Source organism: Clostridium swellfunianum (assembly GCF_023656515.1).
GTDB classification, from domain to species: domain Bacteria; phylum Bacillota; class Clostridia; order Clostridiales; family Clostridiaceae; genus Clostridium_AT; species Clostridium_AT swellfunianum.
Map to the genome: position 1 here is coordinate 309,858 of NZ_JAMOFV010000006.1, position 20,291 is coordinate 330,148.

The 20,291-nt window shown below is 34.0% G+C and carries 22 protein-coding genes and 1 pseudogene; 20 read left to right on the plus strand and 3 right to left on the minus strand.

The genetic code is table 11. The features are described 5' to 3' along the window. Positions 1-5: 5 nt before the first annotated feature. A pseudogene (locus NBE98_RS01550) lies at positions 6-1,022 on the plus strand (permease). Between the two features lie 160 nt (positions 1,023-1,182). On the opposite strand, the gene NBE98_RS01555 reads toward NBE98_RS01550, so the two are convergent. Together NBE98_RS01555 and NBE98_RS22505 are read right to left on the minus strand one after the other, a co-directional pair. Beyond that, positions 1,183-1,473 carry a cation transporter dimerization domain-containing protein gene (locus NBE98_RS01555; protein WP_250811676.1) on the minus strand — a complete coding sequence of 97 codons (291 nt, stop codon included), beginning with the start codon at positions 1,471-1,473 and terminating at the stop codon, positions 1,183-1,185. Next, positions 1,439-1,555, minus strand: a complete 117-nt coding sequence (locus NBE98_RS22505) for a cation efflux transmembrane domain-containing protein (RefSeq protein WP_349305883.1) — start codon at positions 1,553-1,555, stop codon at positions 1,439-1,441. Before NBE98_RS22505 ends, NBE98_RS01555 begins: the two co-directional genes overlap by 35 nt. 396 nt (positions 1,556-1,951) lie before the next feature. On the opposite strand from NBE98_RS22505, the gene NBE98_RS01560 reads away from it, so the two are divergent. From NBE98_RS01560 to NBE98_RS01650, 19 genes are all read left to right on the plus strand, one after another. Next, a complete protein-coding gene (locus NBE98_RS01560; RefSeq protein WP_250811677.1) occupies positions 1,952-2,890 on the plus strand; it encodes a CsxC family protein in 939 nt (312 codons plus the stop codon). Between the two features lie 293 nt (positions 2,891-3,183). Further along, positions 3,184-4,209 (plus strand): ABC transporter substrate-binding protein, encoded by a 1,026-nt coding sequence (locus NBE98_RS01565; protein ID WP_250811678.1) that lies wholly within the window; start codon positions 3,184-3,186, stop codon positions 4,207-4,209. 69 nt (positions 4,210-4,278) lie between these two features. Further along, entirely contained in the window at positions 4,279-5,358 is a 1,080-nt protein-coding gene (locus tag NBE98_RS01570; protein WP_250811679.1) for an ABC transporter ATP-binding protein, read from the plus strand. Beyond that, positions 5,358-7,004, plus strand: coding sequence for an ABC transporter permease (locus NBE98_RS01575; protein WP_250811681.1), 1,647 nt, complete (start codon positions 5,358-5,360; stop codon positions 7,002-7,004). Before NBE98_RS01570 ends, NBE98_RS01575 begins: the two co-directional genes overlap by 1 nt. 195 nt (positions 7,005-7,199) lie before the next feature. Next, positions 7,200-7,892 carry a DNA/RNA nuclease SfsA gene (gene sfsA / locus NBE98_RS01580; RefSeq protein ID WP_250811683.1) on the plus strand — a complete coding sequence of 231 codons (693 nt, stop codon included), beginning with the start codon at positions 7,200-7,202 and terminating at the stop codon, positions 7,890-7,892. A 42-nt stretch (positions 7,893-7,934) separates the two neighbouring features. After that, positions 7,935-8,483 (plus strand): NAD(+) diphosphatase, encoded by a 549-nt coding sequence (locus NBE98_RS01585; RefSeq protein WP_250811685.1) that lies wholly within the window; start codon positions 7,935-7,937, stop codon positions 8,481-8,483. A gap of 91 nt (positions 8,484-8,574) precedes the next feature. Beyond that, positions 8,575-9,264 (plus strand): beta/alpha barrel domain-containing protein, encoded by a 690-nt coding sequence (locus NBE98_RS01590; RefSeq protein ID WP_250811687.1) that lies wholly within the window; start codon positions 8,575-8,577, stop codon positions 9,262-9,264. Positions 9,265-9,280: 16 nt separating this feature from the next. Then, entirely contained in the window at positions 9,281-10,060 is a 780-nt protein-coding gene (locus NBE98_RS01595; RefSeq protein WP_250811689.1) for an EFR1 family ferrodoxin, read from the plus strand. 12 nt (positions 10,061-10,072) lie between these two features. Beyond that, positions 10,073-10,234: a hypothetical protein gene (locus NBE98_RS01600; protein WP_250811690.1), complete on the plus strand. Its 162-nt coding sequence runs from the start codon at positions 10,073-10,075 to the stop codon at positions 10,232-10,234. 18 nt (positions 10,235-10,252) lie between these two features. Beyond that, complete coding sequence (locus NBE98_RS01605; RefSeq protein WP_250811691.1) at positions 10,253-11,758, plus strand: carboxypeptidase M32; 1,506 nt, start codon at positions 10,253-10,255, stop codon at positions 11,756-11,758. Positions 11,759-11,872: 114 nt separating this feature from the next. Further along, positions 11,873-12,055 (plus strand): hypothetical protein, encoded by a 183-nt coding sequence (locus tag NBE98_RS01610; RefSeq protein WP_250811692.1) that lies wholly within the window; start codon positions 11,873-11,875, stop codon positions 12,053-12,055. Positions 12,056-12,111: 56 nt separating this feature from the next. Then, entirely contained in the window at positions 12,112-12,336 is a 225-nt protein-coding gene (locus tag NBE98_RS01615; RefSeq protein WP_250811693.1) for a hypothetical protein, read from the plus strand. A gap of 207 nt (positions 12,337-12,543) precedes the next feature. After that, positions 12,544-13,617 carry a pyridoxal-phosphate-dependent aminotransferase family protein gene (locus NBE98_RS01620; protein WP_250811694.1) on the plus strand — a complete coding sequence of 358 codons (1,074 nt, stop codon included), beginning with the start codon at positions 12,544-12,546 and terminating at the stop codon, positions 13,615-13,617. 109 nt (positions 13,618-13,726) lie between these two features. Next, the gene (locus NBE98_RS01625; RefSeq protein WP_250811696.1) at positions 13,727-14,644 is read left to right on the plus strand and encodes a D-2-hydroxyacid dehydrogenase; all 918 of its coding nucleotides are present in this window, start codon (positions 13,727-13,729) and stop codon (positions 14,642-14,644) included. 106 nt (positions 14,645-14,750) lie between these two features. After that, a complete protein-coding gene (locus tag NBE98_RS01630; protein WP_250811698.1) occupies positions 14,751-15,995 on the plus strand; it encodes a DUF1015 domain-containing protein in 1,245 nt (414 codons plus the stop codon). Positions 15,996-16,351: 356 nt separating this feature from the next. Then, complete coding sequence (locus NBE98_RS01635; protein ID WP_250811706.1) at positions 16,352-17,671, plus strand: hemolysin family protein; 1,320 nt, start codon at positions 16,352-16,354, stop codon at positions 17,669-17,671. 97 nt (positions 17,672-17,768) lie between these two features. After that, positions 17,769-18,323 (plus strand): TetR/AcrR family transcriptional regulator, encoded by a 555-nt coding sequence (locus tag NBE98_RS01640; RefSeq protein ID WP_250811708.1) that lies wholly within the window; start codon positions 17,769-17,771, stop codon positions 18,321-18,323. Positions 18,324-18,360: 37 nt separating this feature from the next. Further along, complete coding sequence (locus NBE98_RS01645) at positions 18,361-18,588, plus strand: thioredoxin family protein (protein ID WP_250811710.1); 228 nt, start codon at positions 18,361-18,363, stop codon at positions 18,586-18,588. Positions 18,589-18,732: 144 nt separating this feature from the next. Beyond that, complete coding sequence (locus tag NBE98_RS01650; RefSeq protein ID WP_250811713.1) at positions 18,733-19,497, plus strand: tRNA threonylcarbamoyladenosine dehydratase; 765 nt, start codon at positions 18,733-18,735, stop codon at positions 19,495-19,497. Positions 19,498-19,621: 124 nt separating this feature from the next. Here the strand turns inward: NBE98_RS01650 and NBE98_RS01655 are convergent, their stop codons facing one another. Next, positions 19,622-20,281, minus strand: a complete 660-nt coding sequence (locus tag NBE98_RS01655) for a DUF4230 domain-containing protein (protein WP_250811715.1) — start codon at positions 20,279-20,281, stop codon at positions 19,622-19,624. Positions 20,282-20,291: the final 10 nt, after the last annotated feature.

Sequence of the window (20,291 nt, forward strand, 5' to 3'; positions counted from 1 at the left end):
GTAAAATGAGCATAACTAGCAATATATTAAGTTTTTTTAATGACCAACTGTTAAAAATGACCTGGCTTTCTGAACTTATAAGATTACTTACAGAAAAGGTCTTTGGATTATCTATAAAAGATAGGCTAGGAGGCAGCATACATTTCTTTATTTATGATACAATAAAAATTTTTATTCTGCTGTCAGTATTAATATTTGGAATTTCTTATATTCAAAGCTACTTTCCGCCTGAAAGAACAAAGAAAATTCTTGGTGGAATTAAAGGCATTAAAGGAAATATACTTGGAGCTCTGCTTGGTACAATAACCCCATTCTGAAGCTGCTCAAGTATTCCTATTTTTATAGGATTCACATCGGCAGGTCTGCCGATAGGAGTAACTTTTTCTTTTTTAATTTCATCGCCTCTTGTTGATTTGGCTTCCCTGCTTATATTGATGTCCTTCTTTGGAGCTAAGATTGCTGTAGCCTATGTAGTTGTAGGTTTAGTGTTGGCAGTTGCAGGGGGAACTCTAATTGACAAGTTAGGGTTAGAAGATCAGGTACAAGGTTATGTGCGTGAAATAGAAAATGTTGACATCGACAACATTGAAATGAGTCATCAAGAGAGAATTGCTTTTTCAAAGGAGCAGGTTAAAGACATTATAAAAAGAGTTTGGCTTTATGTTTTAATTGGTGTGGCAATTGGAGCAGGGATTCACAACTGGATACCTCAGTCAATAGTTGAAAAAGTTGTTGGCAGCAATAATCCTTTTGCAGTGCTATTAGCTACTATTATTGGAATACCTATGTATGCGGATATATTTGGAACTTTGCCAATTTCTGAAGCTTTAGTTAGCAAAGGTGCAGGAATTGGTACAGTATTAGCCTTTATGATGGCAGTAACTGCACTTTCATTTCCTTCAATAATAATGCTTAGCAAGGTTGTTAAGCCAAAGCTCTTAACAATATTTGTTGGTATAGTAGCAGTTGGTATTATAATTATGGGTTATCTATTTAATGCATTTTCATATATTTTTATTTAATTAATGTATTTTATCTTCAGATTCATAAGATAATATGGAGATACCTTGTAAATATAAGCTCACCATAGGCTATCAAGTAGTGCCAAGGTGAGCTTATGTGTTTTCAGGATTTAGCATTATGTCTCTGGATTTTTATAATAGATATTTAGTCTATAACAAATTAACTGATTAGCGGTTCAACGTGTACAATAACTTCTGTAATGTTAAATTCTTTTCTTAAGTCTTTTTCCATGTCCTCTGTAATGGTATGACCTTCTGCAACAGTTAAGTCAGAACTAATGCCTACAATTACATCAACTAAAATATTGTTTCCATGAACGCGAACCCTAATATCCTTTACCTTTTCTACACCTGAAACTTTTTTTATTGCCTGAGTTATGTCATTAAGCTTTTCACGGTTAAACCCATCTGTAAGATTATCTTTTGCAGCGGCCATAAGCATGATCATCATCAGCAGGCTTTCTTGAAATTTTTAAGCCGATAAAAACTGCAACAGAAGCAATTATATCTATTATCCATATTATTTCCTCCATAAGATAAAAGCCATCTATAGTATATGTGTTATTTTCTATAGTCTCTTAATAATATAATATATTATATTACGCATTATCAATTGATATTAATAAACATGATTTAAAATTTGAAACATTGTCGTATTTAAATGGTTTTAATGATATAAAAAATTAAGTTTAATTATATTTTATTATCAATCGATAATAAAATATTTTAAACGATAATGTAAAATTATTTGTAGCACAAAAGACATTTTCTTCATATTATAACAAGAGAGCAGAAATATTTTCTTAAGCTAGCTTTAGTCTTATAGTTTGTGCAAGGTAATCGTGTACGCAAAACTTGTAAGGGTTATGATTGTTAAGTTAGGTCTATAAAGGTCCTGACTTTTAATAATAAAGCAGGGGGAAGGTATATTGAGCAAGCATAAACACAGACACAATCATGAGGAGGATAGAGGAAACCCGTTTTCTAACCTAAATATGTTATCAATTTTGATGCTTATTTTAGGCTACTTTGGTAATCAAGAGCCTATGTATGGCTTTGATGATGAACTGCAAAATATTAAACATAGTAAGGTATCCAAAAAGGATGCTGAGGAATCAAGAAATCCTGGTTATACAGGGGAAGTACTTAGTAAAAATAGTAATTCACAGGATAAAGCAGGTTATAATGAAGAGTACAACTATGGTTTGGAAAAATGTATAGCAGAGGATAATGGCTGTGGTGCTGTTGTGGAGAGTGAGGTAGTTCCGGAGTATCCAAGTAAGCTTATATTGCCTGAGGGGGACTGTAATCAGGTAACAATTACTGTACCAGTTGTACTAACCCAATTCGAAGTTGAATTTGCATGTGAAGCAGTAATAAACCTAGAACAGCCTGCCACAGACATAAAACGAATTAAGAAAAATGTCTTTTTAGGTCAGTGCAGACTTTTGCCAAAGGTAAAAAAGTTATTTATAGGTGGGATAATTAGAAAAAGTATTGAATATGGAACAGAGGAGAATATAAGACATATGACGTTAGAGGTCCCATTTAAGTGTGCAACAGAAGTTGAATACTTTACTCCGCCTGTTATAAGTCCGGAGTGCGAGCAGTTTGAGATAGAAACTTTAAGGCCTGATAACATGGAAACAGACTTGTCAGAAAAAACGTATATAAATAGAGAAAGTTTTAACGAAAACATTTACTGCAAACTTGTTAGTTCTGAGATAAAAGAACTTGATATACTAGATGAAGTTGAAGAAGAGAAGGAAGTACCTGAATGTGAAAGGTTTTTCGAAACCTTAACTGAAAAAATGGTGGTGAAGCTTAATATTAAGCTTATACAAGAGCAGGAAATAATAATAAAATAATAATATATGTATTGAATTACAAGATGCAAGAGGGCGGTGTTTAACCGTCCTTTTTTGATTATTTCTCGTTATTTTATTCATACTGTTTCGCTGTCCTAACTCATATATTTAGGAACAATTATTAATAAATATTTAACAGTGCAATATATAAGAAAATAAGGAAAATCAGCATATGTATTGATTTTAGATGTCAAATATTATAGAATGAAAACGTATGAATGTTTACATACTATTAATAAATGTCGAATAAGCTATTAATAGGCATATTATTATTTAAATACGGAGGGGTAAAAATGAAAAGAAGATTTTTAGCTACTACTCTTGCATTAGCTTTGAGTGCCACTGTTTTAGCAGGTTGTGGAACAAAGCAAAATCAACAAATAGAGCCTGCAAAAAACAGCGGACAATTAGAAAAAACTATGGTTCTCTATTCACCAAACCAACCAGAGTTAACTAATAAAATGGTTAATATGTTTAAGGAAAAGACTGGTGTTGAAATTCAAGTTATAACTGGTGGTACTGGAGAACTTTTAAAGAGAGTTCAATCAGAAAAAGATAACCCACAGGGAGATGTTTTTTGGGCAGGTGGAGCTGAGTCTCTAGAAGCTTACAAGCAGTATTTTGAAGCATATGCAACAGCAGAAGCAAAGAATATACCAGCAGAATACCAAGGAAAGGGAAACTTCTGGAGTGGATTTGCTGCACTTCCAATGGTTATAGTTTACAACAAAGAAATGGTTCCTGCAGATAAGGTTCCACAAGGATGGGCAGATTTACTAAATCCTGAGTGGAAAGGTAAAATATCCTTCACAGATCCTAATAAGTCAGGTTCTTCCTACACTCAAATGCTTACAATGTACGCAGCAATGGGTGGCTGGGACTACGTTCAAAAGTTTGTTGCTCAGCTAGATGGAAAAGCAGAGAGCAGTTCAACTCACGTTGTTAAAAAGGTATCCGACAAGGAACTTCCAATCGGAATAACTCTTGAGGATAATGCCTATAGATATATGATAAATGGTTCAAAGGTTGACATAGTTTATCCAAAGGAAGGAACTTCAGCAGTTCCAGATGGTATGGCCTTAATAAAGGGAGCAAAGAATGTTAATGCTGCTAAAAAGTTCTTAGATTTCCTACAAAGCAAAGAAGCTCAAGAGGTTGTTGCTAAGGATCTTCAAAGAAGACCAGTTAGAACAGATGTTGCTTCTCCATCAGGCTTAAAGCCACTTAAGGATATAAAGATGGTTAACTACGACTTTGATATGGCTGCTAACAAGAAGGCAGACAACTTAGCTAAGTGGAAAGAATTCTTTATAAAGTAAATAAGTGAATAAAGGGGTTTGTAAAAACCCCTTTTTTATAAATTTTAGCAAAGCAAAAGGAGATTTGTGATGAGCAGTTCAGTAAGTATAAAGAACGTAACAAAAATGTTCGGCGAAGTAAAAGCTGTTAATAATGCGAATATAGAAATTAAAAAGGGTGAGTTTTTTACTCTGCTAGGTTCCTCAGGATGCGGAAAGACTACTCTACTTAGAACCATAGCAGGGTTTTATAATCAAGAAGAAGGAAGCATATTTTTTGGCGAGCAAAAAATTGATGATGTTCCTGCTCATAAAAGAAATATAGGTATGGTTTTTCAAAACTATGCTATATTCCCTCACATGACTGTTGCCGAAAATGTTGCCTATGGTCTTAAGGCTAGAAATGTGTCAAAGAACGAAATTGAAAAAAGAGTGTCTGCTGCACTTGATATGGTTCAGCTTGGACATTTGAAAGACAGGCAGCCTTCAGATATGAGTGGAGGTCAGCAGCAGAGAGTTGCTCTTGCTAGAGCTATAGTTATAGAACCAGGTATTCTTCTAATGGATGAGCCGTTATCAAACCTTGATGCAAAGCTTAGGCTTAAAATGAGAAATGACATTAAAAAACTGCAGTCAAGACTTGGAATAACTACAATATATGTTACACATGATCAGCAGGAAGCTCTCGCAGTTTCAGACAGAATAGCTGTTATGGACAAAGGGATTATACAGCAGATAGGAACTCCACAGGAGATATACATGTATCCGGCAAATAAGTTTGTTGCTAACTTTATTGGAACTACAAATTTTATTACCGGGGAAATAACAAAGAGAGATGGAAAGTCCTATATAACTATAAGTGAAAAGGAAATCCCATTAGATTTGAATAGTGGTTATACAGGAAAAGTAAGTTACTCCATAAGACCGGAGGGTGTATTTCTGGTAGACGACAAAGCTGATGATGTTGTTGAAGGAAAGATAATAAATGCTACTTTCCTTGGAGACTTTACAAGCTATGAAGTTGAGTTAACAAGTAAGCAGGTAATAGAAGTTAATGAGTATTCAGCTCAAAATGTTAGAGTTAAGAGTGTTGGTGAAACTGTAGGGGTAAAGCTTTCACCTTCGAAGGCTGTAATATTTAATGAAAGTGGTGAGGAGGTTATCTCCTAATGAAGAAAAAAATTAAATTTGATGTATGGAATACCATAACGCTTGTGAGCTTTATTCTACTTATACTATTTTTATTGTATCCGTTGTTTAATATTCTTAAGGCAAGCTTCCTTGGAGCAGATAATGGATTCAGCATGGAAAACTATTCGTTTTTCTTTAGAAAGAAGTATTACTTTACTTCACTTATAAACAGTATGGTTGTATGTACCTTGGCAACTATTTTTTCAACAATAATTGGTGTACCAATGGCATATATAATTACAAGATACAATATCCCAGCAAAAGGAATATTTTATGTTCTTATAATAATGTCACTTTTAGCGCCACCTTTTATAGGTGCTTATTCTTGGATTATCCTTCTTGGTAATAACGGAATTATAGTAAACTTCTTAAAGAACTTTGGGATAACCATTCCATCTATATATGGATGGAGAGGTGTGGTGCTTGTATTTACACTTCAGTTCTATCCGCATATATTTATGTATGTTCAGGGAGCCTTAAGTACTATGGATGCTTCACTTGAAGAAGCGGCAGAAAGCCTTGGGGTTTCAAAATTTAAGAGACTTATGACAATAACTTTCCCTCTAGTACTTCCGACAATACTAGCAGGAGCACTTGTTGTATTTCTTTCAGCCTTTGCTGACTTTGGGACACCTATGCTAATAGGACAGGGATATAATGTTATACCTGTACTTGCTTATAATGAATTTATAAATGAAATGGGTGGTAATGCAGGTCTTGCATCAACCCTAAGTATAATAATGATACTAGTTTCTTCTGCACTTTTACTTATTCAAAGAGGAGTGCTTACAAAGAAGAATTACACAATGAGCTTTTTAAGACCACCACAAGTTAAAAAGCTTACTCCAGGAAAGAAATTTTTAGCTACTCTATTCTGTGCAGTAGTAGTATTTGTTTCAATACTTCCACAGCTTATAGTTATAATTTCCTCCTTCCTTGAAACAAAGGGGCCTATATTCTACAAAAAGTTCAGCTTAATGAATTACCAAACAGTTATGTTTAAGGTTCCAAGAGCTATAGTAAATACTTTTGCTTATTCAACTGTCGCTATAGTTATAATGGTATTTGGCGGAATGCTTATATCTTACATCCTTGTTAGAAGAAGAAACAGGGTTAGTGATTTGCTTGATGTATTTATAATGCTTCCATATGTAATACCAGGTACTGTAATGGGTATTGCGCTTATAGTATCCTTTAACAAGAAACCGTTAATATTAACTGGTACTTGGGTAATTCTTGTTATAGCTTATGTATTAAGAAAACTTCCATATACTATACGTTCAAGTGTGGCTATACTTTACCAGGTGGATAAGAGTGTTGAGGAAGCATCAATAAACCTTGGCGTACCTCCACTTAAGACTTTCTTTAAGGTAACTGCACCAATAATTGCAACTGGGGTTGCATCAGGGTCTGTTATAAGCTGGATTACAACTATAAATGAATTAAGCTCAACAGTTATTCTTTATTCAGGTAAAACAGCAACCATTACAACAGCAGTTTATTCAGAGGTTTTTGCAAGTAATTTTGGTACTGGAGCTGCACTAGCCTCTATATTGACCTTTACAACTATAATATCTCTTTTAATTGTAAATAAGTTGTCAGGTAAAAATGGAATTAGAGTTTAAATAAAAATTTAGGTGGAGAAGTGTTGCACTTCTCCGCCTAAATTTTTATTATAGTAGAGTTGAACTTTAAAAGCCTCAGTAGGGGCTTTTTTTATTTTAGTTAACAGTTTATAATAAAAAGCGAGCATATTTTTGTGGATAATGTGCATAAATAAAGCATATCTGTGTATAAGTTTATAAGTTGGAGATGATAAGTTGTTAATAACTAATAATATAAGACATGCAAAATTTATTAGAAGGCCTAATAGATTTCAAGGCTATGTGGAGCTTGATGGTGAAGAACTTATGGTTCATGTGCCTAATACAGGAAGAAACAGAGAAATTTTAGTGCCTGGTTATACTGTTGTTTTAAGAGAAGAAAATAATCCTAATAGAAAAACAAAATATGACTTAATAGCAGGCTATAAGGGCGAAAGGCTTATAAATATTGACTCGCAAATTCCTAATAAGGTTGTGGACGAGGCTTTAAAGCTGGGTAATATAAATAAGCTTAAGCAGTATACTAATATAAAAAGAGAAAAAACCTTTGGAAATAGCCGATTTGATTTTAAACTTGAAGATGAAAATGGCAAAGAATATTATCTTGAGGTCAAGGGAGTAACTTACGAGGATAGAGGCAAAACTGCTTTTCCAGATGCTCCAACAGAACGAGGGAGGAAGCATCTTTTAGAGCTTGTGGAGGTTTTAGAATCTGGAAGAGGAGCGGGAGTTTTATTTTTAATTCAAATGGATACTGTGGATTATTTTACTCCGCACGATGAAATGGATAAATTATTTGGTGAAGCTTTAAGGTATGCCTATCACAGCGGTGTGGATATCTTTGCTTATGACTGTAAGCTTTCAGATAACTTTATAACCTTAAATAAACCTGTGGAAGTTAGGTTGTAAATGTCATATAATACTACATATATACTGAAAGGTGGGGGAGCTATGAAATTCAAGTACTGTCCCAATTGCGGCAAGAAATTAGATATAAAATACAGCTGGGATGAGGGTGGAGTGCCTTATTGCTCTGAGGATAATATGATGTTTTTTGATACTCCTAAGCCATGTATTAATGTGGCTGTTATTAATGGAGATAAGATTCTTCTTCTGAAGCAGAGCTATATTTTTAAGGATTCCAAGGTACTTGTGTCTGGCTATGTAACCAGCGGGGAAACTGTGGAGGATACTGTAGCAAGAGAGGTCAAGGAAGAAACAGGCATCACTGTCACTAATATTAAATATTTAGGAAGTGAATTCTTAGCTTCCAAGGACATTATCATGCTCACTTTTATGGCTGATTATGTTGAGGGTGAAATCAATAAATCAGCTGAGGTTGAATGGGTAGAGTGGGGTAATCTTCAGGATGCGTTATGTGAAATGAAAGAAGATGAAATAGGCAAGCGGGTAGTAAGAAAGGTTTTTAAGGAAATCGGTTATAAGGTTGATGAACCCTATAGATGTGATGTGGAGGGTTGTGAGTTTAATAGAGATTAAATTTACATTATATTTACAATAGCCGCGTGAAACTGCTTGGCTATAGTGATATGATATAAATAAAACAATTTTGAAAAGGTTGGTGAACATTATGGGTAAGCATGTACCGGAAATTAGGGGGACTCTTAGAAATCATATGATTGAACTCCCCAAGTGTATCAGTGATGCTAGCGGTATAAGAATTTTTGGAAAAAGACTAAAATCTTTTGTTTTTTCTACTGATGTTGCGGTGATAAGAAACACGAATGCAGATGCTGTTATAGCTGTGTATCCTTTTACGCCGCAGCCGGTCATTACGCAAGCTCTAGTGCTCGCTTCAGATATACCTGTATTCTGCGGAGTTGGTGGTGGTATTACAGGAGGCTTAAGAGTAGTAAATCTTGCGCTTGATGCAGAGTTTAAAGGTGCCATGGGAGTTGTTGTTAATAATCCTACTCCTAATGAAGTTATTAGAGAAATGAGAGCCACAATAGATATTCCAATAATGGTTACTGTTGTATCAGAATTTGAGGATATAGAGGCAAGAATTGAGGCAGGAGCTACGATTTTAAATGTTTCAGGTGCGAAAAGAACTGCTGAGATCGTTAGAAAGATAAGAGAAAAGCATCCTACCTTTCCTATAATAGCGACTGGAGGACCAACAGAAGAGACGATTAGGGCTACAATAGAGGCAGGAGCTAATGCTATAACCTATACACCTCCAATGGTTTCAGATATCTTAGGAGATATAATGGTTAATTATAGAGATAGATATGAGCAGCATGTTCCAATTATAGAGTGATTATATGGGGGGAACCATGAAATCAAATTTATATTATTTCAGCGCAACTGGAAATACCAAATTTGCTGCTGATAAACTTCAGGAACAATTTAAGAAATACGGAAAAGATTTAGAATTAATAAATATAGAGAATGTAGATAAGGTAGACTTAACTGATTGTGAATACTTAATTATAGGTACTCCAGTTCACTCTGAAATGCCTCCAAGGATAATAACTGATTTTATTAACAATCTCCCAGAGGGAAACCGTAAGTTAAAATGTATGGTTTATTCTACTCAAGGTGCAAATGGAACTGCTGCTGTTGAGTTCTTAAAAAGAATACTTAATAAAAAGGGTTATGAGGTTTTAATTCAGACCTGTTTTAGAATGGCTAACAATTATTATTTTGGTTTTGGAGTTGAAAGAACTGATGAGGAGATAGCAGCTTACAGCAGGAAGGTAGAAGAAAAGGCTAAGCTTATAGTTCAAAAGCTGCTTAAGGACGAAAGACATAAGGAGGGAGCTTTGGGTATAAGGGTCTTTATTGGCAAAGTTATGGCTAATGGATTTCATAGAATGCTTCCAAAGCTTTCTTCTGTCTTAACGTCTACAGAGCAATGTATGAAGTGTGGCTTGTGTTTAAGAAATTGTCCTAAAAATAACATAACAATAGAAGAAGGACATGCTACTTTTCATAGTCAGTGTATTATGTGTACAAGATGTATACATATATGCCCAGTTAATGCTATAAGATATAAGGGTAAAAAGATAACACAAAATCAAAAGAGTTTAATAAAATATTTAGAATTAAAGTAGGTGAACATAACAATGGCAACAGGTGGAGACAACTGCAAAAGCTGTCCAGACTTTTTAGAAGAGAAATGTGACGGCAATGCAACAGACTGTATGTGCAGAAGATGTCCAAGAAGCTTGGGAAAATGCATAACTACTAAATATTGTACGGAAACTGAATCCGTACTTTATATATAAGAAAGAGGTATAAAAAACATGGGTGAGAATTTTGAGACTAAATTAAAAGAGTTTAAAGAGTATATGACAAAGATGGAGTACTTAAACAGTGCTACTAGTGTACTTTCTTGGGATATGATGGTTGGTATTCCTAAGAAGGGCAAGGCTTATAGGAGCGAAGTGCTTGGATATCTTTCCGGCGAGTCCTATAAGCTGCAGACTTCAGATGAGATGAAGGTTTTTATAGATTACTTTAAATCTCAGGAGAACTTGGATGATGTTACAAAGGCTATGGTACATAATGCCGAGAAAAATTATAACCAAACCAAGAAGATACCAGAAGATAGATATAGGGAATATATTGTTTTAGCTTCTAATTCCTTCGCTTATTGGGAAGAGGCTAGAGCTAAGTCTGATTTCAGCATATTCAAGCCTTACCTTGAAAAGATAGTTGAGTTTATGAAGGAATTTGTAGAGTATTGGGGTTATGAAGGCAATAAGTACAATACTTTGCTGGATTTTTATGAGCCTGGCATAACTGTAGAAAGGCTCGATAAGGTGTTTGGTGAATTGCGAGAAGGAATAGTAGCTCTTTTAAATAAGATTAAAAGCAGCGGAATTAAAATTGATGCTTCCTTCTTTAACAAGCACTATGCAAAGGTAGATCAGGAAGCCTTTGGAATATTTATGCTTGATAAAATAGGCTATGATTTTGATGCAGGAAAAATAGATATAAGTACACATCCATTTACAACAACCTTTGATAATAAGGACGTTAGAATAACTACAAGATATGACTTAAATGAATTTAGAGGAGCACTATTTAGTTCAATACATGAGGGCGGTCACGCAATATATGAGCAGGATATCCCAGATGAGCTAAAAGGAACAGGCCTTGCAACTGGAGTGTCCATGGGAATTCATGAATCCCAATCAAGATTTTATGAAAATATATTAGGAAGAAGCAAGGAATTCTGGAGTTATTTCTATCCAGAAGCGCAAAAAAGATTTGAGCAGTTTAAAGAAATCTCATTAGAAGATTTCTATAAAGCTGTAAATATTGTTGAGCCTTCACTTATAAGGACAGAAGCAGATGAGCTAACTTACAGTCTTCATGTTATTATAAGATACGAAATAGAAAAGGCTTTATTCAATGGTGAAGTAACTGTTGAAGAGCTTCCAAAGATATGGAACGAAAAATATAAGGAATACTTAGGAATAGAGCCTTCAAATGATGCAGAAGGAGTTCTTCAGGATATGCACTGGTCAGATGGAAGCTTTGGCTACTTCCCAAGCTATGCTCTTGGAAATCTTTATGGTGCGCAATTCCTTCAAAAAATGCTTAAAGATATTCCTGATTATTATAAACAAATTGAAAATGGAGAGTTTTCGCAGATACATGAGTGGCTTAAGGAAAATATCCATAAGCATGGAGCAGCTTATGAGCCATCAAAACTAATTAGAATGGTAACCGGTGAGGAGCTTACTGCAAAATACTTTATCGAGTATTTAAATAAAAAATACAGTGAAATATATAAGCTTTAAAAATGAGGAATGAAGAGTGGAAAAAAAGCTTTTCATTCTTCATTATTTTTATAATTAAACATAAATTTTTGGGAACACTACTTATATATGAGCTAAGAGGAGTGAACCATGGTTATGTTTAATGATAGTAGAAGTTTAGTTGGAGAAAACTGCTTAGAATTTGATTCAAGGTTTATTTTGACTAAAGGCAATATGACTCATCTTGCTCAGAGCTGTATAAACTGCACAAACTATGTAAGTGGTCAGTGCTCAAAGGGCTTATTCAATAAGGTTTATGAAGTTTTAAGCATAAATTAAGGATGCACATGGATTAGTAATCTTTATGTACCCTGAGAAGTACAGGAGGAATGAAAATGGATAATACAGCAAGTCAAAATCAAATGATGATGGTAGCAGTTAATTGCCCAGGCTATAAACCAACTTGTAAGGACTTAACTAATACAATAGGAGTTGAAAACTCAAAAAGCTGCGATAATTGTACTCACTGGGAAGAACATCATTGCAATATCAATCTTTTTGATCCAGTTTTAACTAGCTTAGACCAAGAATCATTTAATAGCTATTGTGTAAAAGGATAGTAAAGCTGCTATCCTTTTATATCATTGGATAAATAATATCAATTTAGCTCATATAGGGTATTCTATTTAAAGAAATTATTGAAATAAATATGCATATTTGTATTGAGAATTTTCGATATAGGTGATAAAATTAAAATGATGATAATAATTCAAAAATTATAAAAAGTGAAAGATTAATTACATAATAAAAATAAATGGAGGTTTACTATGCATAAGAAACTATTTATTCCAGGTCCAGTAGAAGTTAGACCAGATGTACTAGAAAAAATGGCAACACCTATGATAGGTCACAGAAGCAAAGATGCTTCAGCTCTTCAAAGAAGAATTAGTGACAAGCTAAAAAAACTATTTTACACCGAAGAAGAGATACTTCTTTCAACTACATCTGGTAGCGGTCTTATGGAAGGTGCTGTACGCTCCTGTACTGCTAAAAGGGCAGCTGTATTTTCAGTAGGAGCCTTTGGTGACAGATGGTATGACATGGCTGTAGCTAACAATGTTCCAGCAGATTTATTCAGGTCTGAAGATGGAAAACCAACAACACCAGAAATGGTTGAAGAAGCTTTAAGCACAGGAAAGTACGACTTAGTTACAATAACACATAATGAAACTTCTGCAGGGCTTATGAATCCTGTTGATGAAATTGCAGACGTTATAAGGAAGTATCCTGATGTTATATTCTGCTTAGATACAGTAAGTTCAGCTGCTGGTAGCAAAATAGAAGTTGATAAGCTTGGAGTGGACATATGCATAACTTCTACTCAGAAAGCTATAGGACTTCCTCCTGGAATGGCTATCTGCACTTTCTCAAAGAAAGCTGTAGAAAGAGCTAAACAAGTTCCACATAGAGGCTTATATTTAGATTTACTTTCACTTTATGAATACATACAAAAGAAAGATTATCAATATCCTTCAACTCCATCACTTTCTCATATGTATGCTCTTGATTATCAGTTAGACAGAATAATGGAAGAAGGGCTTGAAAATAGATTTGCAAGACATATAGAGATGGCTGAAATAGTTAGAAATTGGGCGAGAAAGCATTTTGCTATATTCCCAGATGAAAGATATCTTTCAAATACATTAACTAATATTGCTAATACAAGAAACATAGATGTATCTGATTTAAACAAAAAGCTTGGTGCAAGAGGTTATCAAATTTCTAATGGTTACGGAAAGCTTAAAGACAAAACCTTTAGAATAGCTCACATGGCTGACTGCACAGTTGAAGAGATTAAAGAATTGTTAAATGTTATTAATGAAATATTAGAGCTTGAATAATTTTGTGATTTTACTACAGCGCAACAAGATAACTAGCAAACTAGTTATCTTGTTGTGGTTAAAGTTACAAGCCAGCATTTTTTAATGCTATTTTGAGGAGGATTTATTTATGGTAAGAATTCTAGTTACTGATGGTATGGAGCAGTCAGGAATAGACGAGCTTAGAGCAAAAGGCTTTGAGGTTGTAGAAAAATTTTATCAGCCAGAAGAACTCGGTGAAGCTTTAAAGGAATTTGATGTTTTAGTTGTAAGGTCTGCTACTAAGGTTAGAAAACCTATAATAGACAAGGCTGCAGAAGGCGGAAGATTAAAAATGGTTATCCGCGGAGGGGTTGGAGTTGACAACATAGATGTAGCTTATGCAATTGAAAAGGGAATTAAGGTTACAAATACTCCAAATGCAAGCAGTGCATCTGTGGCTGAACTTACAATAGGCCATATGTTTGCAGTTGCAAGATTTATAAATATTGCAAACGTTACGATGAGAGAAGGTAAGTGGGAAAAGAAACATTACGAAGGTATTGAGCTTAATGGAAAAACTTTAGGACTTATTGGTTTTGGAAGAATTTCAAGAGAAGTTGCTAAAAGAGCTTACGTACTTGGCATGAAGGTAATATATACTGATGTTATAGGAAAGGCTGAAGGCTTTGAGCATTATGAATTTGTAGATATGAATGAGCTTTTAAAGCGCTCAGATTTTATATCTCTTCATATTCCTTTCGATAAAGAAAAGGGAGCAACAATTGGATCAGAGCAGTTTGCTATGATGAAGGATGGCGCTTACCTTGTTAACTGTGCAAGAGGCGGGGTAGTTTGCGAAAAGGCAATGCTTGAAGCACTGAATAGTGGTAAACTTGCTGGAGCAGCTGTAGATGTTTTTGAAGAGGAGCCAACAAAGAACGAAGAACTTTTGAAGCATCCTAGAGTTTCTGTTACACCTCATATAGGAGCAGCAACTGTTGAAGCTCAAACTAGAATAGGTGAAGAAATAGTATCAATAATAACTGAACACTTTAAAGCAGAATAGATATAATTGTAATTGAAGCATAAAGGTTGAAAGTCTTTGCTAAAATGCTAAGAAATAAGGATTAACAACCTTTATGTTCGATACAGAAGTACAGGAGGAAACAAACATGGCAGTAGTTAGACCTTTTAAAGCTGTTAGACCAGCTAAAGATTTGGCAGATAAGGTTGCCGCACTTCCTTATGATGTTATGAACAGCGATGAGGCAAGAGAAATGGTTAAAGATAATCCATATTCTTTTCTTCATGTAGATAAGGCAGAGATAGATTTAGATAAAAGTATAGATTTATATGATAAAAAGGTTTATGAAAAAGCTAGAGAAAACCTATATAAGATGATTGATGATGATGTTTTTATTGAGGATGACAAGCCACAACTATATATATATAGACAAGTAATGGATGGAAGAACTCAAACTGGTTTAGTTGGGTGTACTTCTATAGACGATTACATGAACAATATAATTAAAAAGCATGAGCACACAAGAGCTGATAAGGAGCAGGACAGAATAAACCATGTTGACTACTGTAACGCTAATACTGGTCCTATATTTTTAACTTATAAGGCTCAAGATGAAATCGATTCTATTATTAAGAAGTGGACAGATAATGAGCCAGTTTATAATTTTGTTTCTGAAGATGGAATATCTCACATAGTTTGGATAATAGAATGTGATAAGGACATTGAAAAACTAACTTCTCTATTTAAAACTGTAGATTATTTATATATTGCAGATGGACACCACAGAGCAGCTTCAGCTGTGAAGGTTGGTCAAATGAGAAGAAATGAGAATCCAAGCTATACTGGAGAAGAAGAATTTAATTTCTTCTTGTCAGTATTATTCCCAGATAGGGATTTATATGTTATGGACTATAACAGGGTTGTTAAGGACTTAAATGGACTTTCAGCCGAAGAATATATGCTTAAGGTTTCGGAAAAATTTAATGTAAGCACATATGAAGGGGATGGACCTTATAAGCCTTCCAGCAAGCATACCTACGGAATGTATTTAGATAGAAAATGGTATATGCTTGAGGCAAAGGAAGGAACTTATAATCCAGAAGACCCTGTTGATAGGTTAGATGTTTCTATTCTTCAAAACAACCTATTAAGACCTATCCTGGGGATTGAAGATCCTAGAACCGACAAGAGGATAGACTTTGTAGGCGGTATAAGAGGTCTTGGGGAACTCGAGAGAAGAGTAGAGCAAGGGATGAAGGTTGCCTTCTCAATGTATCCAACAACTATTCAGGATTTAATGGATATTGCTGATGCAGGGAAGGTAATGCCTCCCAAATCCACTTGGTTTGAGCCAAAGCTTAGAAGTGGATTATTCGTTCACAAGCTTAAATAAATATCTTCCACAACAATCTTTTAATACACTATAAAAAGATTGAATAAAGAGAGGATAAAGTTACTGAAAATCTAATGGGGATTTAGTAAAAAGAGGGCTATTGTCAAATAGGGATTAAGAGTAAGGGATAAGGCTAAAGTATCGATTTTCATGGCATGAAAGTGTGTTGAAATAAGATATGGAGAGTTCTTATCCCTTTTCTCAGGTCTTTCTTTCAACATAGTTTCTTATAAAGTTTATTGTAATGAACAGTTTAAATATTAATAAATAGTTAAAATATCGAAATAAGGATAAATTAGCAGAAATTTATGCTATCATTATAATGAAATATTTTTTGTATTTAGGAGGAATTAGTAATGCAATCAGAACCTGAGCCTGCGAATGTAACTTCGCAAGTAATTTTAATAGTCATTTTAACAATGCTTAATGCCTTTTTCGCATCAGCAGAGATGGCTATAGTATCACTAAATAAGAATAAGATAAAACTTCTTGCAGAAGACGGAAATAAAAAAGCACAGCTTTTGTTAAAGCTTATGGAAGAGCCAACAAAGTTTTTATCTACTATACAAGTTGGTATAACCCTTGCAGGGTTTTTCTCTAGTGCTTCAGCTGCTACTGGTTTATCAGATGACTTAGCGCAGTATCTTAATAATTTGGGTATACCATATAGCTCTCAAATAGCATTAATACTTGTTACTATTATTTTATCTTATATAACTCTAGTGTTTGGAGAATTATTTCCAAAGAGAGTTGCACTTCAGAAATCTGAAACTATTGCTATGTTTTCTGTAAGGCCCATATTATATATATCAAAAGTAACAGTGCCTTTTGTAAAACTTCTTTCAGCATCAACAAATGTCTTAGTAAGTTTAGCTGGGCTAGATAAAGAAGGTTTAGATGAGAAGGTGTCAAAGGAAGAAATTAAATCCATGGTAGAAGTTGGGCAAGAGCATGGAGTAATAAATGAAACTGAAAAAGAAATGATAAACAGTATATTTGAGTTCGATGACAAATTAGCCTATGAGGTCATGACTCCAAGAACTGATGTATACCTTATTGATATAGATAAACCATTAAGTGAATATCTAGATGAATTAATTGATGAAAGATATTCAAGAGTGCCTGTTTATGAAAGGGACATAGATAATATTATAGGTATTCTTTATATGAAAGACTTCTTTACTGAAGCTAGAAAACACGGTTTTGAAAATGTAAACATTAGAGCTATCCTAAACCAACCATATTTTGTACCAGAGACTAAGAACATAGATGAACTATTTAAGGAACTTCAAACATCTAAAAAGCATTTAGCAGTATTAATAGATGAATATGGAGGCTTTTCTGGTATAGTATCTATAGAGGATCTTATAGAAGAGGTTATGGGTGAGATAGAGGATGAGTATGATGATGAAGAACCAGAGATAAGCAAATTGGATAATAATACTTTCATAATAGAAGGAATGCTTTCAATTGATGATTTCAATGAGAATTTCCATGTGAATCTTAAAAGTGATGATTATGATACAATAGGTGGGTTTATAATAGATCTTCTTGGACGTATTCCTAGAAATGCTGAAGAAAAGAGTCTTGAATATGAAAACTTTGTGTTTAAGATTGAAGAAGTTAAAGAAAAAAGAATTGAAAAAATAAAAGTTTATATACAGAGAGAGGCATAGTCCTCTCTTTAAATTTATTAAAATTAACTTTGGATACAATTGACAAATTAAGGTTAATAATATACAATGAACGGTGTTCTGAAAGGAAGGATACTTTATGCCAAAGATAATTGAGAACCCACGCTCTATAATTTTAGATACTGCTAAAAATATACTCCATAGTGAAGGTTATGATGGACTTACTATGAGAAATATCTCTAAAGAATGCGGCATTGGTTTAGGCACGGTTTATAATTACTTTCCTGATAAAAAAGCTATTGTTTATAATTTGATGGAAGAGTTCTGGGACGACTATCTTATAATAGTTGATAAAATTGATATGCAGGAGAAAGATATTTATGTGAAATTTCAGCTTATGTATAATGAGCTTGAGAATTTTGTAAATCTCTTTATGGAAATGCTGGCAAGAATAAATTCAGAAAGAGCTAGAGGTCCTAAACGAGACAATAAAGAAAGGAAGAAAAGCTTTACTGAAAAACTTATAAAAAAAGTAGAAATTATGCTGATAAATCACTTTCCAAGTAGTAAAATAGAAGAATCAGAAGTGAATGATTTTGCTAGATTTATTGTTTCAAATATGGTTATGATGTCTCATATGAAGGAATTCAACTACGATTCATTTGAAAAAATATTAAGGAAATTATTGGGTTAAGGTATATATTTATTTAATTTAGAGAAGGAGGCTTACCATGGTAATTAAAGTATTGGGAACAGGATGTACAAAATGCCATCAACTTGAGGAAAATGCAAGGAAGGCTGTAGCAGAGCTTGGAATTGATGCAACAGTTGAGAAAGTAGAAGGTATTAAGGATATTATGAAGTATGGGGTTATGAAAACTCCGGCACTAGTAGTTGATGAAAAGGTAAAATCCTTTGGACGTGTTTTATCTCCAGAAGAAATCAAGAAATTTATATAAGCAGATATAATAATTTATTAAGCAGGTTGTGTTATAAAAGTAAGCACGTACCTGCTGTTTTTATTTTAGTAATATTTTTATATTTAAATATTTTCTAGCTTGATATATAATATATACCGATTAGAATACAAAGGAGAGAATTATATGGCACAGCATTCATTGTCAAGAACAGAGCTTTTAATCGGCAAAGAGGGCTTAGATAAGCTTAGAAATAGCAAGGTTGTAGTTTTAGGTATCGGCGGAGTTGGAAGCTTTACAGTGGAGGCACTTGCAAGAGCTGGAGTTGGAACAATAGTTGTTGTAGATGACGATGCTGTTTGTTTAACTAATATAAATAGGCAGATTATTGCTACTCTAAAAACCGTAGGCAAGCCTAAGGTCGAAGTTATGAAAGAAAGAGTTTACGATATAAATAGAAAGTGTAATGTTATAGTTCACAACACATTTGTCACTGAGGAAAACATCGCAGAAATTATAACTGATGATGTAGACTATGTTATTGATGCAATAGATACAGTGTCTTCAAAGATTGCTCTTGCTGTTTGGTGTGAACAGAACAACAAGAAGCTTATAAGCTGTATGGGTACAGGAAACAAGCTTGACCCGACTCAATTCAAAATAGCTGATGTATATGATACAAAGGTATGTCCTTTGGCCAAGGTTATGAGATATGAGCTTAAGAGAAAGGGAGTTAAGAGCCTTAAGGTGCTGTACTCTGAGGAAAAGCCAATGAAACCAAGGATAGATGAGGTTATAACTTGTAAGGAGGGCTGCATCTGTACTGCAGAAAGCAGTAAGAGATGCTCTATAAAGAGACAAATACCAGGAAGTATTTCATTTGTTCCTCCAGTTGCAGGGATGATTATTGGTGGAGAAGTTATAAAAGATCTTTTAGGAGCTAATAATTAGCAGTCTTAAGAAAAGATTAGGAATATAACAATAAAAGAATATAAGAAGAAAAGAAGATATCTTCTTATCAAGATATCTTCTTAAATAGCTGCGTTGATTAATTTATCTATCAACACAGCTTTTTTTATTGGAATTGGATTTGTATAGTATATGGCTCAGAGGTTTTATTAGCGATTATAGATTGAATTAGAGTATTAATGGTCTTCTCAGAAGAATTTCTAGCTTGTGAAGTAAAGTCCTGCTCTGACATTTTCTTCAGCATCTTGTCTTTTACATTGCTTAAAAGCATTTGGTTTTCTTCTAGGGTAAGTTTTATTTCACCAAAGCGAAGCAGACCATTTTCAGGAGTTTGATATTCTGTTTTGTCTTCGGCAATTGAAACAGTTTTAACGGCAGGGGGAGCTACATTAACCATAACATTTTTTGCTTTGTCATCAATATTAATATTCTCAGCCTTCAAATTTGATAAATCTACAGTGTAAATACCAGTACCGGCATAATTTACACTTTGCACCTTTTTAAATATGCCAAGGCTTCCCCAGCTATCGTCTAAGATTACTTTTTCAGTCATATCAATTTCTAAAGTAATAAGCTCCTGCTTTTGATGTATTTCATTAACTAATGTTTCTTCAGTTATAAACTTTTTAGAGATATTCTGAATGTTTGGAACGACCCAGGTTTCCTTAGATTTTTCTGGTTTTACAAAAGCCTTGTAGCCCAAAAAGAAGCCTAAGGAAACACAAAGGGCAATAAGTAAAATAGTCCTCCTCTTAACTATTCTCATGTGTTTAACT